Source organism: Flammeovirga aprica JL-4 (assembly GCF_012844305.1).
Taxonomy (GTDB): Bacteria; Bacteroidota; Bacteroidia; order Cytophagales; family Flammeovirgaceae; genus Flammeovirga; species Flammeovirga aprica.
Genome location: NZ_JABANE010000043.1, coordinates 55,683 through 71,924, shown reverse-complemented (window position 1 = coordinate 71,924; position 16,242 = coordinate 55,683). Strand labels below are relative to the sequence as shown.

Below are 16,242 nucleotides of genomic sequence, written 5' to 3'. Positions count from 1 at the left end.
AAGCTGAATCTCTCAAAAAAAGATAATTATCTTTTCCACTTAGACAGTCCGAACTAGTGGGGTAACTATATTACGCTTTCTTATAATTCTCAGTTTTATGATAAAAGAAAATCCTCAATTCTCTTTAAACTAGAATTGAGGATTTTTTTATGGATGAGAAAATACCCAATGAGAACCATCTTCAAAATATTCCCTTTTCCAGATTGGAACAGTATCCTTTAATGTATCAATAGCATACTCACAAGCTTCAAAACTTGCTTTTCGGTGTGGAGTAGAAACCGCAATCACCACCGCAATCTCCCCTACTTCACAATCACCGATAGCATGTACAATACTTACTTTATCTGCTTTGTACTTCTCTTTCACCGTATCTGCTATTTTCTGCAACTCAGATACTGCCATAGTTTCATAAGCTTCAAAAAATAGCTTTGTCACTTTTTTACCAACGAGGTTATCTCTTACCGTACCAATAAAAACATCTATAGCACCGCAGTAATCAGACTTTACACTATCGATTATAGAAGTTGTATTTATCTCTTTTGTTTGTTGTAATGCAATCATAATTAGATTTTAAGGTCTAAAAAATCAACCTCCACTCATTGGTGGAATTAAAGCAATCTCATCTTTATCAGAAACGATTTCCGAACCGTTGGCATGTTCGCCATTCACTGCTAAAGCAATTGACCTCAGTTTACTTAATTCAGGGTACTTCTCTTTTAGAATATCTAAAAGCATTTCAGAAGTCAAATCCGTTTGATCTATTGTAAAGTCAATTGTTGAACTTCCTATAATCTCCTTTGTGATACCAAATAGCAATATTTTCATAATTCGAAAGTGCTAATATTTGTTCTATTTTCAAAACACAAAAAAAGGCATACTCCGAAGAATATGCCTTTTGGTAATATCTCTATATATCTTATAAAGCAATACCCATGAATGACATGAATGCCAATCCCATCAAACCAGTGATGATGAAAGTAATACCTAATCCTCTTAAAGGAGCTGGTACGTTTGAATATTTCATCTTCTCACGGATAGCTGCTAATGCGATAATCGCGATTAACCAACCAATACCTGATGAGAAACCATAAACACCTGCTTCAACGATAGAGTACTCTCTTGGCACCATAAAGAATGCTGCACCTAAGATTGAACAGTTTACTGCAATCAAAGGAAGGAAGATACCCAATGAACCATAAAGTGATGGTGAGAATTTCTCAATAATCATTTCCACCAACTGTACTGTAGATGCTACAACAGCAATGAAAAGAATATATGTTAAGAAGTCTAAGCTTACGCCTGCATATTGCTCGCCTAACCACGATAATGCTCCTTCTTGTAAGATATAGTTATATACTAACCAGTTTAGTGGTACAGTAATCGTCAATACGAACGTTACTGCCAAACCAAGACCTAACGCTGTGTCCACTTTCTTAGATACGGCCAAATAAGAACACATTCCTAAGAAGTAGGCGAACACCATGTTGTCGATAAAGATCGACTTAATTGCAAGATTTAATAAATCCATTTTGTGATCGTTTTTTTAAGATGAATGTTCTAAGCCTCTTCTACGTAACCGTTTCTTGCACGTTGTACCCAGATAATTAAACCAATGATGATAAATGCACCTACTGGAGATGTCATTAAACCATTGTTTACATAAGCTTCTGGTAAAACGCGGATATCAAATAAAGTACCTGATCCAAATAACTCTCTGAAGAAAGCTACAACCAAGATTACCCATGCATATCCGAATGAAGAACCAAGACCATCAAGAATTGAATCGTAAGGCTTGTTGGCCATTGCGAATGCTTCAAGACGTCCCATTACAATACAGTTTGTAATGATCAGACCTACATATACACCTACTACTTTTGATACATCATATAAGTAAGCTTTCAATACTTGGTCTACGATAATTACAAGTGATGCTACAATACCCAACTGCACGATGATACGGATACGTTGAGGAATTGCATTACGTAAAAGCGATACGATTAAGTTAGAGAAGATAATTACGAATGTTACCGCAATTGACATTACCAACGTTGGCTCTAACTTTGAAGTTACCGCTAGGGCAGAACAGATACCCAATACTTGTACTGTTACTGGGTTATCATCATCCAAAGGATCAGTCACGATCGCTTTTCTTCTCTTCGAGAATAAAGCTTCTGACTTTTTAGCTGCTACAGTTTCTGTGCTCATCTTTTTCGTTTTTTGTTTTTTATGATTAGAACAAATTGCGAACTACTGGGCCATTGAAACCGCAGAAGCACCTTTTTCTAAGAATGGTTTATACTGTTTTAAGTATCTATCAACCATTTCATTAAGACCAATTGCAGTAAGTGTTGCACCTGATAAACCGTCTACCTCATAATCAGGCAAACCTGTTTTACCTTCACCTTTTACCATGAAAGTTGGCTTTAACTCACCGTTAACAAAGATCTTTTTACCGATATAACGGTCTTGTACCTCTTTATCACCAATTCTTGCTCCTAAACCAGGAGTTTCACCTTTGTGAGAGAATACCACACCTTTTACAGTCTTCTTGTCAGACTCTAAGGCAAAGTAACCCCAGATGTCATTCCAAAGACCATAACCGTACATAGGCAAGATATAACTATCTACACTGTTACCGTCTTTACTCATGAATTTGTAAATAGGTAAAACTGCAGGTTGGTTTTTCTTTAACTTTTTCCACTCTTTAGAAATATCTAATTTCTCAAGAACAGCAGCGTCAATTGCATTACCATCGATACCAATTACTTGGATACGACTATCATATACTTCAGCAATTTTTGCTTTTGGAGAATCGCTCATTTCAGGAAGTACCGAAAGCATAATTTGCTTTTTAGTATCCAAAGCGACTTCTTTCTTTTGTCTCTCATTAAGAGAAACTGCAGTAAACGACAAGATACCACCAAGGATAACTGTCATTGCTACCGCAAAACCGATGACATAACCGTTAGACTGTTGCACGTTTTAATCTTCGTTTTTTGTTTGCATTTACTACATAATGGTCGATCAATGGAGCTAATACGTTCATAAGAAGAATAGCCAACATGATGCCTTCAGGGTACGCTGGGTTTAACACACGGATAATTACCGTCATTACACCGATTAACGCACCGTAAATCCACTTACCATTGTTGGTTTGTGAAGCCGATACAGGGTCTGTTGCCATGAACACGATACCAAAAGCAAAACCACCAATAATTAAGTGGTAGTAAGATGGCATATCAAGGTAAGCATAGTATTTAGCTCCTTCAACACCATTTTTCACTGCTTCAGCATCTCCTGAGAATACATTTAATAAAGCACCCATTGCCAATGCACCTAAGACACCAGAAACGATGATTCTATAATCAGCTACTTTTGTCCAGATTAATACTAATGCACCAATCAAACACATTAAAGCTGAAGTCTCACCAATTGAACCTGGGATCGTACCGATAAACAAACTCATTGGATCTGAAGCCCAGTGAGCAGTTTTACCTACAAAGTCTGCAACTGCAACACCTTGGTTTTGAGCCTCTACAGCTAAACCTAAGAATGTAGCACCTGTGAAACCATCTACAGTAGATGTTCCTTCACCAAGGTAAGTCCAAACTTTGTCACCTGAAATTGCTGCTGGATAAGCAAAGTATAAGAATGCACGAGCAGTTAATGCTACGTTCAAAATATTCATACCTACACCACCAAATACCTCTTTAGCTACTAAGACAGCAAATGCTGAAGCTAAAGCAACTTGCCATAATGGAATAGTTGCTGGCAATACTAATGGAATAAGGATACCTGTTACAAGGAAACCCTCTGTGATAGGGTGATTTCTAAATACGGCGAAAGCGGCCTCTACAGTACCACCTGCTGCATAAGAAACGATGATAATTGGTAACGATAATTGTAAACCAATTAAGAATTGCTCTCCAACTGATGCTGCTTCACCAGTTGCAATGTGGTGTTGGTAACCTACGTTCCATAAACCGAAAATGATAGCAGGAAGAAGTGCGATAACTACAGTCATCATCACACGCTTTAAATCTACTGCATCACGTACCTGAACACCTTTCGCTTTTGTCACATCCGGGGGAGTGAACATAAACGTTTCACCTGCTTCGAAAACATAGTAAAGCTTCTCCAGCTTACCACCTTTTTCGAACATAGGCTTTTGTTTTTCTATGAGATCGTGAATGAATTTCATGTCTTATAAGATATTAAACTAATTTTTAATAGTACACCAAATTAATCCAAACGCATTGTATCTAAACCTTGACGTACAATCTTTTGAATATCGTGCTTAGAAACATCAATAAATTCGCAAAGAGCTAAATCCTCTTCTGCTACTTCATAGATTCCTAATGCTTCCATATTCTCATAATCATAAGCAAGGATAGCTTTTAACAAGTACATTGGATAAATATCCATAGGTACTACTTTTTCGAAGCTACCTGTTACTGCAAATGGTCTATCTTGACCATTTGTGTTAGTATCAAGTGCATACTTCTTAGAAGTGCTACCTAATAAACCGAACGCTTTGTGGAAGCTTAAACGGCTTGTGATTGGTGCTAACCACCCGTCAGATAAGAAGAAACGTGCTTTGTTTCCTTCTTCTAAGGCAGTAACCATGTTAGAATAATACCCCAAGAAACCGTTTTTACCAACAGCATAACCTGTTAAAACGTTTCCTGAAACTACACGAACATTATCACCTTTGATTTTCGCTGCTGAGATTGTCTCTAAGTTTACACCTGCATATGTTTCCATATACTCTGGCTTATCAACTTTAGGACCTGCTATTGCAATGATTCTCTTGGCATCGTATTTACCCTCTTTGAAAAGTTTACCTACTTGAGCTAAACCTTCAGGAGAAATAGTCCAAACTACATCGTTGGCACTTGTAACAGGGGCTGTATGGTGAATTTGCACACCTACGTTACCTGCTGGGTGAGGACCTGAGAATTTATTTTTCTCAACGCCTGCAAGACCATCAAACAATGTAGAAGATTTTGAACCACTTAATCCAAGGTACACCTTAGGAGTAAATTTCTTTAAAACATCAATACCAGCTTGAATGTAGCTTTCTTGACCTTTTAAAGTGAACTCATAATTTGGTGCCAATGGATGGCTATCAAATGCTGATACAAATAATGCTCTCGGTGTATCTGACGGATTAGCAACAACAGCATATGGACGACGCACTAATTGCGGCCACACACCACTTTCTAAAAGAATAGCCTGAGCTTCTTCTTTGCTAACCTGATCGATAGGTTTCACTGGGAACTCTTTGTACTCTACTTGCGCGTCAGCTTTTACTACGACTGCAAGTAGTTTACGGCGCTCTCCACGTTGAATTTCAACGATTTCGCCGCTTACAGGTGATGTATATTTAACTTCTTCTAATTTCCCATCTATCAAGATTGGGTCACCTGCCTTTACTTTCTCGCCTACTTTAACCACAGCCTTAGGACGAATCATCCCAGGGAAGTCCTCTGGTTTAATGGCAAATGTTGTGGGTGTATCAATATTCTTAGCGATGCTTTCTGCAGCCTCGCCTACTAGTTTGATATCAAACCCTTTTTTTAATTTCACGTTATTAGACATCGGATATTATCGAGTGACAGAGTAAACGCTCCTATATTTTTATCTGCAAACTTAATAAATTCATACTTGCTTTGAAACTTAATTGGTAAGTGATTTTCAAGAGATTTTCAAAAAATCCTGAATAACAATGAATATCTTTTTATGAATTAACAAATTATTTAAAATGTCAATTACACCATAAATTGTATATTGTAACGTTATAAAATAAAAACAAAGTTCGAACAACAATTTTTTAATGCCGTGAATAATACAGAAATTTCTGCAATCTGGGAACAAATCAATCACAGAAAAGACGTTGCTAAGGTTCATAACTTACACTTTATCAAAGTTGTAGATCAGAATTTAAAGAACCCTCACTTGATTACTTGGGATTTTTACAACAAGGAGGTTTTGATCTCTGAAGTGCCTTATATCAACACAGTTGATGACGAACCTCTTAACCTCAAAGACTACAAGTACCTATGGGTAATGGAAGACAACCCTAGCGACCAAGCCTTATTTAGAATCTTACTAAATAACGATGGACAAACGATAAATTTGAAAACTTTATTCCATCCTTCACACAAAAACAATAATCTAACTGTAAAATACTTAGGTTTAGTTGAAGAAGAAGTAATTACTGAATAAAAGAAGAGCTATCAGTATTTTATCACAAACTTAACTAGTGTAATATTTTTTGTTTAAAATCTACCTAATCAAATTGATAAAATAAAGATAGCTCATTTAATAATATTATTAAAACAAGACTATTTTTCGAAGATCACTTCCTTATTTGCCACTCTTGTTCTTTTGTTGTAAATCCCACCTTCAGCAGCTTCACCACAGCCAATGATCATACTGATTTCAGCATCTTTAGGCAAATCCAAAAGCTTTTTAATTCTTTTGCTGTCAAACCCCTCCATCGGGCAAGTGTCATAACCTTCCGCTTTCATACTGTACATGAAAGTCATAGCGGCTAGTGAAACACTCTTATGCAATGTGATGCGAACATCCGTTTTCGTCACTTCTCTATACATTGGACGCTTACTTCCAACGTACCAAGCATATATTTTTTTGAATACGCTTCTTAATGCTCCAAACGAATCATTATTGTATAAAGTAGGGATCAATTTCTCATAGTAGCTCAATGCTCTTTCCTTGTCTTTCTGTGGCATATCTTCAGGAAAAGAGGCCTTCATCTTCCCTAGATTAAAAGCAGCTCTTTCTCTCCACAGCTTGGGTCTAACTACAAATAATACTAATTCTCTAGCTGTAGTTGCCGCTTTCTGACGCATACAGTTTTCGGCCACTTCCTTTCTCAAGTCCTCAGAAGTAATTCTGTAGAACTCCCACATCTGCATATTTGAACTGTTTGGGGATAAGGTCGCTCTCTCAAGACTTCGTTGTACAGCCTCATGATCAAAAGTAGATTCTTGATCATAAATACGCACAGAACGTCTAGATTGAACAATCTCATCAAAATATTTCGCACTGTTAGTCATTTTTCTTGTCCGATTAAATACTTTAATTGTCAGTTTTATTAAACGATTACTATTTTTGCTGTATCATTTTTTTATTTAATAATTCAAGCAACTACTAATCAACTTAATTAGTGCAAATTTAATCATTTAGAATAATTCATTATGTTAAAATTCATTTCTAAACTTATTCTATTCATTTCGCTCCCGTTATTTATTATTTCTTGTAGTAGTGATAGTGAAGAAGAGATTATCCCAGGGGATATTTCATTTTGGGCAGATAGCAATTCAGGTTTCTTAGGCGATCAAGCCATTACTATTGTTATTTATGACAATAAAAATTCTACAGAAATTGCTAGAGGTGTTTTGAACGAAGAAGCTAACGACCCTCAATGTGGAGGTGAGACAAAATTTAGCATTTTCACAGTTCAATTATCACCGGGAACATATATCGTTCAAGCTTTTGAAGATGACTCAGAAGCAGGAGAGGGTGCATGGTTTAATGGTCCGTTTGGACAAGAGATTGAGGTCATCGGCGGATCTTGTAGATCTTACAGAATGGGAGATGATCCTTTTGAAGCTCAACGTGCTTCTAATGCAAGAACTAAAGGTGTTAAGTTCTATGGCATTTATGAAGTTCAATAAATAAAAAAAATAGGCTGTCTTTTAATTGATGAGACAGCCTATTTTTTTATCCTCCAATCAAGGACATTGAATCTAAATTCTTATCATTCATCTTTTCTTCATCAAACCCGGAGGCTTTTTTAAGCAAAAGATGTTCTTGTATTTTCTGAATCACTTCATCATCTGAACTTCCACTTCGGATCACTGATTTCAAATTCATTCCCTTCTGAGAATACAAGCAATTCCTCAATTCACCTAAAGACGTAATCCTTAAACGATCGCATGTTCCACAGAAAGTTCTAGTGAAAGCAGGTATGATTCCTAATGAACCGTTCAGCTTGTTAGAAGTATATACTTTGGCAGTTGAAGAGCCATCCAATTCTTTTAAATCATCAAACTCTTTCTTCAGCTCATTTTCTATATCCAGGTAATTCCAACTCTTGCTTACTTCTTTTCCTTTTCCATTAAAAGGCATTTCTTCAATAAAACGAACTTGAATGGGATAGGACTTTGCAAAGTTAGCCAATGGTATAATTTCATCTGTATTCTTTCCTTCCATCACAACCATATTGACTTTCACTTTGAAGTTTTTCATGACCATCATTTTCAGTGAATGTATCACTTTATCAAAATCATCTCTTCGTGAGATTTCAAAAAACTTTTCCTTTGATGTAGCATCAAGACTTAAGTTAATATCTTTTATGCCTATTTCATCTAATTCGTCTAAATATTCATCCAGTAGAACACCATTAGTAGTAATAGCAACTTTCTTGATCCCTTCTATTTTCACTAACTCTCTCAAAAAGTTAATCAAACCTTTACGAACGAACGGTTCCCCTCCAGTGATTCTTACTTTTTCTACGCCATGCTTCGCCAACAGACTCACAAGCCTCAACATTTCTTCAAAGGACAATAACTTATCTTTTTGAACAAACTTCATATGTTCAGGCATGCAGTAGGTACATCTCAGATTACATCTGTCAGTTACTGCTAATCTTAAATACTTGATTTGTCTTTGAAACTTATCTGTTAACACGTGATTCTATTTGTTGTAAATGAATGTGCAATTTAATAAATAAATAGGTCTTGTACTCTGCTATTTTAGAATACAAGACCTAATATTTCATTAGATATGACTCTTTTCTATAAAATATCTTTACTAGTCAAATCTTTGTATACTTCCCAAAGTACTAATGCAACTGCTACTCCAATACAAGGCTGAGCAACAAATACAAATAAGAACATTAGATAAGGGTTCGGAAAAATGATGTATGGAATAGAGATTGCCAAACCTACAATCACTAACATACTTTCTATAAATACTTTTCTCATGTTATTTTGATTGTTCTGCTGAAGCAGCAAGTGTATTAATGTAATCTTTTACTTCTTGAGCGTTTACTACTTCCTTCACTTTAGGATCTGAAAGCCATTTGTACTCTTTGCTTCCCGGTGTTCTTTTTGATGGCTCCGGGTGAGCTCTACCATGACAGTTCAAACAAGAAATTGAAGGATCATCACCTAATAAGTTTTCTACAACTGGAGCATGTTCATCTACAGCTTCAAAAGTTCTTGAGCCTTGGTGACAGCCGTAACAGTTCATAGAATTAAACTCACCTCTGTAACGAATAGGTTCTGTATATGTTTTAGTTACATAACGCATCAAGTGACGGTAGCCATCCAACTTTGCTTTCATTGTACCTTGAAAACCATAATCGGCGTGACAGCTGTAACACTCATGCTCGGCAATCCATCCATTCTGATAGTGTCTTGATGCTAATGTTTGAGATTTTGAATCAAACATCATATCATTTGCCATTGGTGCCATTACGTGACAACTTTGACACGCTGTAGACTCTTTTGTAGAGACAAAAACATGGTAATTACCTAATAAGAGTGCTAATAAAGGAAATACGATGATCCCAAAAAGCACCATTGATCTTACTTTGGCACTTAATTCATGCCTATTTGCTCTTAATTGATACAGCAATATAACTTCTACGATGAGCACAAATATTGCTAATACATCTAATATTGTTTCCATAAATCTAAAGAAGTTAATGCGTTATACCTTTTTTACCTTAATTGCTGTCACTTTATAATCAGGCTCCTTGGAAATAGGATCATGATCATCTGAAACAACATTATTCACTAAGAATTTAGCATCATAGAATGCACCGAAAACAACTCCTGGCGTTTCATGATCAGAGATATCTACAATACCCTGCATTTTACCACGGCTACTTTCCACTTCTATTTTATCACCCTTCTTCACATTATTCAATCCTGCATCTTGAGGATGGAAAACAAAACGACCTGGACCTGCAGAATGCTTCAATTCAGAAATTCTATAAGTCATTGTTCCCGTATGCCATTGTGATATCACACGGCCTGTAGTAAGGAATAATGGTTTATCTTCAGAAACATCTTCAACACCTGCTTTATAAGGTCTTGCAAATACTACAGCTCTTCCGTCTGGCTTACCATAAAAGTGTACTTTATGATTTGCATTTACATGCTTATCAGCAAAAGGGTCACCTTTGATATATCTTCTGACAGTACCCGGATGATCTTCTGAAGGACATGGCCACTGAATACCTCTTTCTTTCTTCAAGCGATCATAAGTAATACCACTGAAGTCGTATTTACTCGCTTTTGAGATATTTCTATACTCATCCCAACACTCATTTGGTGTTTTGTAAGTAATTAAATTACCCTGCCCCATTCTATTGGCAAAATCAACTAGAATATCAAAGTCAGAACGAGCTTCTCCCACTGGATCTCTCAGTTTCTCAATTATCTGATATCTTCTTTCCGTTTGACCATAAACACCTTCTTTTTCAATATAAAGCGCTGCAGGTAAAAGAACGTCTGCAAATTTGGCTGTTTCTGTATCTTCAAAAATTTCAGCAACTACCAAGAATGCTTTCTCCATCCCTTCTCTATAGTAGCGGTTATTCGGCAAACTCTGCGCAGGGTTAGTACACATAATTAAAGCTGTTTTCACTACATCTTTCACCATACCGTCAAACATTGCCAAAGCGTGTCTACCTGGTTTTGGAGCGATCGTACCCTCTGGCACTTTCCATAATTTCTCCATTTCCTGACGGTGTGTTCCGTTTGCTACCAATCTACCATTCGGTAATAAGTGAGCTAAAGAACCTGTATCTCTTACACCGCCACATGCATTAGACTGACCTGTCAATGAAAGCGGTGTTGCACCAGGACGGCAAATCTGCCCCGTAATCAAGTGAAGAGAATTTAAAGTATTATTCAAGAATACACCTTGCACTCTTTGGTTAATACCCATAGTCCATAAAGACATTGTTGCCTTTGACTTTGCAAACTGATAAGCTACCTCTCTGATTTCTCTTGGAGTAATACCTAATTCATCAGCAACTTTCTCAGGACGGTAATCTTTTAGGAACTTCTTATATTCTTCTAAAGAAATCTTTTTGTTGCCATCATTAAAGCTAACATGCTTAGCAATGAAATCGTCATCCAATAATTCCAATTCAGACATTACCGAACACATTGAATTCAATAACAACATATCCTTACCGGGTAAAACAGGTAAAAATATATCAGCATGCTCAGCAGTTTTTGTTTTTCTTGGATCAACAACAATAATCTTTACATTTTTGTTGGCTTTCTTACGCAACATGATTCTCTCCCAAAGTGGTGGGTGACATTCATAAGCATTTGAACCAATCAAGAAAAATGTCTCTGCATGATCTATATCTTCATATGCCCCTGGAGGCTCATCTTTACCAAACGTCTGCGTGTATCCAACTGCTGCTGAAGCCATACATAATCTTGGATTACCATCCACATTGTTTGAACTAAAACCAGCTTTAAAAAGTTTATTCGCAGTATACGACTCCTCAATAAGCAACTGACCCGAACCATAAAATCCTATACTCTCTGGTCCGTGATCATTCAATGCTTCTTTAAATTTCGAAGTCATTAAGCTCATTGCCTCTTCCCATGAAGCCTCAACAAACTTTCCGTCTTTTTTAATTTTTGGTGTTTTTAATCTATTAGGATCCTTCATTAGTGAATCTAACATTGAACCCTTGATACAGATGACACCTTTATTATGAGCTTCTTGATCTCCTCTAACACGAACTAATTTATCCTTGTTCATACCCAGCATCACACCACAGCCTGTACCACAATATCTACACACTGATTTATGCCATGATTTAACTGGCCCTTCATCCACTATTAGTTCTGTAAGCCCCCAACCACTTAGGGCTGCACCACCCACAGCAACTGTACCTCCAGTTAGTTTCAGGAAATCTCTCCTCGATAGATTCAGATTCTCTTTGTCGTTTTGTTTCCCCATTTAACAATAAGTATTTGAATTTATTTATAACAATATGTAATTAAATTTATCTATAATTTATAAGCACATAGCCTATGTGTATCTATATCAAGCTGCAGGTACCATATTAAATTCAGTTTATACTACACAAAGTTTTTTACATGATGGTTCCATCTAAAAAACTTATGCAGTAGCACTATTCATGCATTTTTTAGCTTCACACTCACAGAGTAAAGCTAATTTTGGCAGAGTACTCATTTGAATTTAATGTAACCAATAAATGTACAACTACATGTAACACAACAAATAGTATTTAAAATGATCTTTAACTAATAAACACGTAACTTAAAACGTCTACAACAAATAGTATTTAAAATGATCTTTAACTAATAAACACGTAACTTAAAACGTCTACAACAAATAGTATTTAAAATGATCTTTAACTAATAAACACGTAACTTAAAACGTCTACAACAAATAGTATTTAAAATGATCTTTAACTAATAAACACGTAACTTAAAACGTCTACAACAAATAGTATTTAAAATGATCTTTAACTAATAAACACGTAACTTAAAACTGTATAAATGCATCTTATAATTATATAATTTAATCATTTTAGATTTAATATGTAAATTTGTGATACAATTTCTCATAAAAATATGATAGAAGTCATACGAAACTAACTTTATTGTTTATTCACAAAACATTTTTTGAGTAAAATTGGACTAACAGAAATTTTAAGATAATTTAGCGCTATCAATATTAATCTAACCTATTTTAAAGTATGTTAAGAAAATTACTACTACCCGCAACAATCCTTTTGCTACTAAGTAACTTCGCTATGGCACAAGACTTTACGATTGATGCGCAATTAAAACCTCGTTATGAACACAGAAACGGCTTTGGTGCTTTAAGACCATCAGCAAGTGGTGCTGACCGTGCTTCGGACTTCGTTTCACAAAGAGCTAGGCTTCGTTTTTTATTCAACGACAAAAGTGAAAAGTTCAAAATGGGTTTCTCAGTACAAGACGTAAGAACTTGGGGTGAAATCAATCACTTTGCTAATAAAGATCAAGGTAACTTCCATGTTCATGAGGCATATGGTGAGTTGTTATTCACAGAAGAATTTTCTGCTAAAGTAGGTCGTCAAGAATTAGTTTATGATGATCACAGAATCTTTGGTTCAGTAGATTGGGCTCAACAAGCGAGAAGCCATGATGCTGCAGTTTTAAAATATGAAAAGAATTTTAAACTACACGCAGGTTTTGCAATCGCTACTGTTGGAGAAACTAACTACTATGCTCCTCTAGTACCAGGAACAAACAACAGTTATAAAAGCATGCAATACTTATGGTTCAATAAGAAATTTGAAGAATTTAAGTTATCTGCATTATTTATGAACTTAGGTCTTGAGCAAACTGATGTTGCACAACCTACTAGAACAGATTATTCTACAGTGTACCAACAAACATTGGGTGCTCACGGTGAGTGGAGACCTGGTAAATTTGGCTTAAACGCTTCATTCTACTACCAATTTGGTAAAACAGGAGTAGGTGCAAATGAGCAAACAATTGGAGCTTACAATGGCTTAATTGAATTATTATTCAACGCTAATGATAAGTTAGGTTTCATCTTAGGTGGTGAAATTCTTTCAGGTACTGCATTTGATGCTGATGCTGACAAAAACAACTCGTTCAACCCTTACTTTGGTACAAACCACAAATTCAACGGTCACATGGACTACTTCTATGTAGGAGGTAGAAACCCAAGAGGTGGTTTAACAGATATCTATTTAGGAGCTACTTATAAAGTAAACGATCAGTGGAACTTCTACGGTAGATTACACCAATTCATGTCTGCTGCTAAAATTTCAGATGGAACAAACGAAGTGGACAGCAACTTAGGTACTGAATTTGATTTAATCATCAACCACAAATTCAGCAAGTACATTACAATCCAAGGTGGTTGGTCAGGTATGTTCGCTACTGAATCTATGCAATATGCTACTGCAGCAAACGCAGGTGGTGATCACACGAAATTCAATAACTGGGGATGGTTAGGTCTTGTAATCAAGCCTACACTTTTCACTACTAAAAAAGAAGCTCAAAACTAATTCCAACATAAGGAAAGGAATATTTTAGCTTAAAATATACAGAGGTTGTTTCTTAACTGAAGCAACCTCTTTTTTTGATCCCATTATTCAAACTGAAACATAACAGAATAAAAAAAGAGCTTATGATTCGAAAACCATAAGCCCTTTCTATATTTTATATCAATTAGTGATTAATACAAAGTTCTAAACTTAATTGTATTATCAATTGATCTTAAATCTTCCAATAATTCTGGTTGGTACGTCTGATCGATATCCGTAATTACATAACCGATATCTTCGTTTGTTTTCAAATATTGACCTAAGATGTTACAGCCATGTTTGGCAAACACGTTGTTCATTTGTGCCAAGATACCTGAAACGTTTTTGTGGATATGCAACATACGGTGTCCATTCTCTAAACGAGGCAATTGAACATTCGGGAAGTTCACACTGTTAAATGAACTACCTGTATTTACATATTCAATCATTTTACCAGGAACGAAATCAGCGATATTTTCTTGAGCTTCCAAAGTAGATCCACCAATGTGTGGTGTTAGGATCAAGTTATCCACATCTTTTAATGGAGCATCAAAAGTATCGTTATTGTTTTTTGGTTCTACTGGGAATACATCAATCGCAGCACCTGCAAGGTGTCCACTCTGTAAAGCCTGTTGTAAAGCTTCCAATTCCACAACTGGACCTCTAGCCAAGTTTACAAGAATTGCCCCTTTCTTCATCTTAGCGATATGCTCACCAGTGAAGTATCCTTTATTTTCAGCACGGCCATCAACGTGAAGTGAAATTACATCACAAGTAGATAACAGCTCGTCTAATGAATTCAATTTAGTAGCATTACCCAATGCAAGTTTTTCAACAACATCATAGTAATAAACATCCATACCCAACATCTCTGCAAGGATAGACAATTGAGATCCGATATTACCATAACCGATAATACCCAATTTCTTACCTCTTACCTCAAAACTTCCGTTTGCAGATTTGCTCCACTCCCCTCTGTCCATCTGACGCATTCTTCTAGGAATCTGACGCATCAATAAGATGATCTCACCGATAGCCATTTCTACTACCGAACGTGTGTTACTGTAAGGTGCATTGAAAACACTCACACCATGATCAGTACAAGCTTGAAGATCGATTTGATTGGTACCAATACAGAAAGCACCTACCAACATTAAACGATCAGCTGCCTCAACAACTTTACGTGTTAACATTGTTTTCGAACGGATACCTAAGATATGTACACCTTTGATTTTTTCACAAAGCTCATCTTCATCTAAAGCACCACCTAATAATTCTACTTGGTAGCCCTCATCTTCTAACTTCTGCTTTGCATCTTTATGGATATTTTCAAGTAATAATACTTTTATTTTACTCTTTGGAAATGAAGTCGCCATAGGATGTTTAATTGAATATAGTATTTCATCAAAACTACTTGCTTCAATATCAGCTTTAGCAAGTACTTTTTCTCTTTTAATATTTTCAGTAAAAGCATAGAATGTTTTTGCCAAACCTGCTTCTCTAATCTCATAATCAGTATAGCCATCACCAATTACAAGAACATCACCATCTAAGGACAGTTCTTCCATTAGTTTCACTTTACCTTTATGTTCAGATAATGGATTGGAAGCATCAAAACCAGTCACTTCATCTTTCTCATTGTAAGTGAAAGTGTTGGCATAAATGTTTTCCTCTTTAATTCCAAAATCAGCTACAACTGGAGTAATAAAATCTTTGAATCCGGAAGAAACGATCAATACGTTATCTTTCTCCTTTGCAAAGAATGCTTTATTTCTCTTTACTGACTCTGATACTAATTTTTTAAGTTCGGATGAAAGTTGATCTACATCTTTCTTAGTTGCATCCAATAAGGCCAATCGTTGTTCTAAAGCTTCTCTAAAAGACAACTCACCAGCCATTGCTTGATCTGTAAGTTCTTTAATCTTACTTCCAATTTCTTCCTTTTTGTCAGTACCCTCATAAAGAATGTCACTCAATACATCAAGTGCCTCAACTTTTGTGAATGTACTATCAAAATCAATTACAAAAAATCTCTTATTCGCCATGTTCATTTGTCTTTTAGTTACAACCGCTAGCCAAAAGTATTACTTTATAATGACATT

General features: G+C 35.9%; 16 protein-coding genes. 3 read left to right on the top strand and 13 right to left on the bottom strand.

Features of this window, described 5'->3' with window-relative positions; translation table 11 throughout:
• Positions 1 to 147 precede the first annotated feature (147 nt).
• The 7 genes from HHU12_RS16375 to HHU12_RS16345 all read right to left on the bottom strand — a co-directional run bounded on the left by HHU12_RS16375 (position 148) and on the right by HHU12_RS16345 (position 5,589).
• Positions 148 to 561: a molybdenum cofactor biosynthesis protein MoaE gene (locus HHU12_RS16375; protein ID WP_169657828.1), complete on the bottom strand. Its 414-nt coding sequence runs from the start codon at positions 559 to 561 to the stop codon at positions 148 to 150.
• Between the two features lie 24 nt (positions 562 to 585).
• Positions 586 to 825 (bottom strand): MoaD/ThiS family protein, encoded by a 240-nt coding sequence (locus tag HHU12_RS16370; protein WP_169657827.1) that lies wholly within the window; start codon positions 823 to 825, stop codon positions 586 to 588.
• Positions 826 to 916: 91 nt separating this feature from the next.
• Complete coding sequence (gene nqrE / locus HHU12_RS16365; protein ID WP_169657826.1) at positions 917 to 1,528, bottom strand: NADH:ubiquinone reductase (Na(+)-transporting) subunit E; 612 nt, start codon at positions 1,526 to 1,528, stop codon at positions 917 to 919.
• A 29-nt stretch (positions 1,529 to 1,557) separates the two neighbouring features.
• Positions 1,558 to 2,205 (bottom strand): NADH:ubiquinone reductase (Na(+)-transporting) subunit D, encoded by a 648-nt coding sequence (locus HHU12_RS16360; protein ID WP_169657825.1) that lies wholly within the window; start codon positions 2,203 to 2,205, stop codon positions 1,558 to 1,560.
• Between the two features lie 42 nt (positions 2,206 to 2,247).
• Positions 2,248 to 2,979 (bottom strand): NADH:ubiquinone reductase (Na(+)-transporting) subunit C, encoded by a 732-nt coding sequence (nqrC, locus tag HHU12_RS16355; protein ID WP_169657824.1) that lies wholly within the window; start codon positions 2,977 to 2,979, stop codon positions 2,248 to 2,250.
• Complete coding sequence (locus tag HHU12_RS16350; RefSeq protein ID WP_169657823.1) at positions 2,966 to 4,201, bottom strand: NADH:ubiquinone reductase (Na(+)-transporting) subunit B; 1,236 nt, start codon at positions 4,199 to 4,201, stop codon at positions 2,966 to 2,968. The genes nqrC and HHU12_RS16350 overlap by 14 nt, the downstream gene beginning before the upstream one ends.
• 41 nt (positions 4,202 to 4,242) lie before the next feature.
• Positions 4,243 to 5,589, bottom strand: coding sequence for a Na(+)-translocating NADH-quinone reductase subunit A (locus tag HHU12_RS16345; protein ID WP_317170488.1), 1,347 nt, complete (start codon positions 5,587 to 5,589; stop codon positions 4,243 to 4,245).
• A 252-nt stretch (positions 5,590 to 5,841) separates the two neighbouring features.
• Here HHU12_RS16345 and HHU12_RS16340 point away from each other — a divergent pair, with 252 nt between their 5' ends.
• The gene (locus tag HHU12_RS16340; protein WP_169657821.1) at positions 5,842 to 6,228 is read left to right on the top strand and encodes a hypothetical protein; all 387 of its coding nucleotides are present in this window, start codon (positions 5,842 to 5,844) and stop codon (positions 6,226 to 6,228) included.
• Between the two features lie 119 nt (positions 6,229 to 6,347).
• Here HHU12_RS16340 and HHU12_RS16335 read toward each other — a convergent pair whose 3' ends face one another.
• The gene (locus HHU12_RS16335; RefSeq protein ID WP_169657820.1) at positions 6,348 to 7,082 is read right to left on the bottom strand and encodes a nitroreductase family protein; all 735 of its coding nucleotides are present in this window, start codon (positions 7,080 to 7,082) and stop codon (positions 6,348 to 6,350) included.
• 141 nt (positions 7,083 to 7,223) lie between these two features.
• On the opposite strand from HHU12_RS16335, the gene HHU12_RS16330 reads away from it, so the two are divergent.
• A complete protein-coding gene (locus tag HHU12_RS16330; RefSeq protein ID WP_169657819.1) occupies positions 7,224 to 7,703 on the top strand; it encodes a hypothetical protein in 480 nt (159 codons plus the stop codon).
• 46 nt (positions 7,704 to 7,749) lie between these two features.
• Here HHU12_RS16330 and moaA read toward each other — a convergent pair whose 3' ends face one another.
• The 4 genes from moaA to HHU12_RS16310 all read right to left on the bottom strand — a co-directional run bounded on the left by moaA (position 7,750) and on the right by HHU12_RS16310 (position 12,027).
• The gene (gene moaA / locus HHU12_RS16325; RefSeq protein WP_169657818.1) at positions 7,750 to 8,718 is read right to left on the bottom strand and encodes a GTP 3',8-cyclase MoaA; all 969 of its coding nucleotides are present in this window, start codon (positions 8,716 to 8,718) and stop codon (positions 7,750 to 7,752) included.
• A 107-nt stretch (positions 8,719 to 8,825) separates the two neighbouring features.
• Positions 8,826 to 9,014, bottom strand: coding sequence for a hypothetical protein (locus HHU12_RS16320; protein ID WP_044202762.1), 189 nt, complete (start codon positions 9,012 to 9,014; stop codon positions 8,826 to 8,828).
• Between the two features lies 1 nt (position 9,015).
• Positions 9,016 to 9,723: a NapC/NirT family cytochrome c gene (locus HHU12_RS16315; protein WP_169657817.1), complete on the bottom strand. Its 708-nt coding sequence runs from the start codon at positions 9,721 to 9,723 to the stop codon at positions 9,016 to 9,018.
• Between the two features lie 21 nt (positions 9,724 to 9,744).
• On the bottom strand, positions 9,745 to 12,027 hold the full coding sequence (locus HHU12_RS16310) for a molybdopterin-dependent oxidoreductase (RefSeq protein WP_205959902.1): 2,283 nt from the start codon (positions 12,025 to 12,027) through the stop codon (positions 9,745 to 9,747).
• 766 nt (positions 12,028 to 12,793) lie between these two features.
• On the opposite strand from HHU12_RS16310, the gene HHU12_RS16305 reads away from it, so the two are divergent.
• Entirely contained in the window at positions 12,794 to 14,122 is a 1,329-nt protein-coding gene (locus HHU12_RS16305; RefSeq protein ID WP_169657816.1) for an alginate export family protein, read from the top strand.
• A 170-nt stretch (positions 14,123 to 14,292) separates the two neighbouring features.
• Here the strand turns inward: HHU12_RS16305 and serA are convergent, their stop codons facing one another.
• Positions 14,293 to 16,185: a phosphoglycerate dehydrogenase gene (serA, locus tag HHU12_RS16300; RefSeq protein ID WP_169657815.1), complete on the bottom strand. Its 1,893-nt coding sequence runs from the start codon at positions 16,183 to 16,185 to the stop codon at positions 14,293 to 14,295.
• Positions 16,186 to 16,242: the final 57 nt, after the last annotated feature.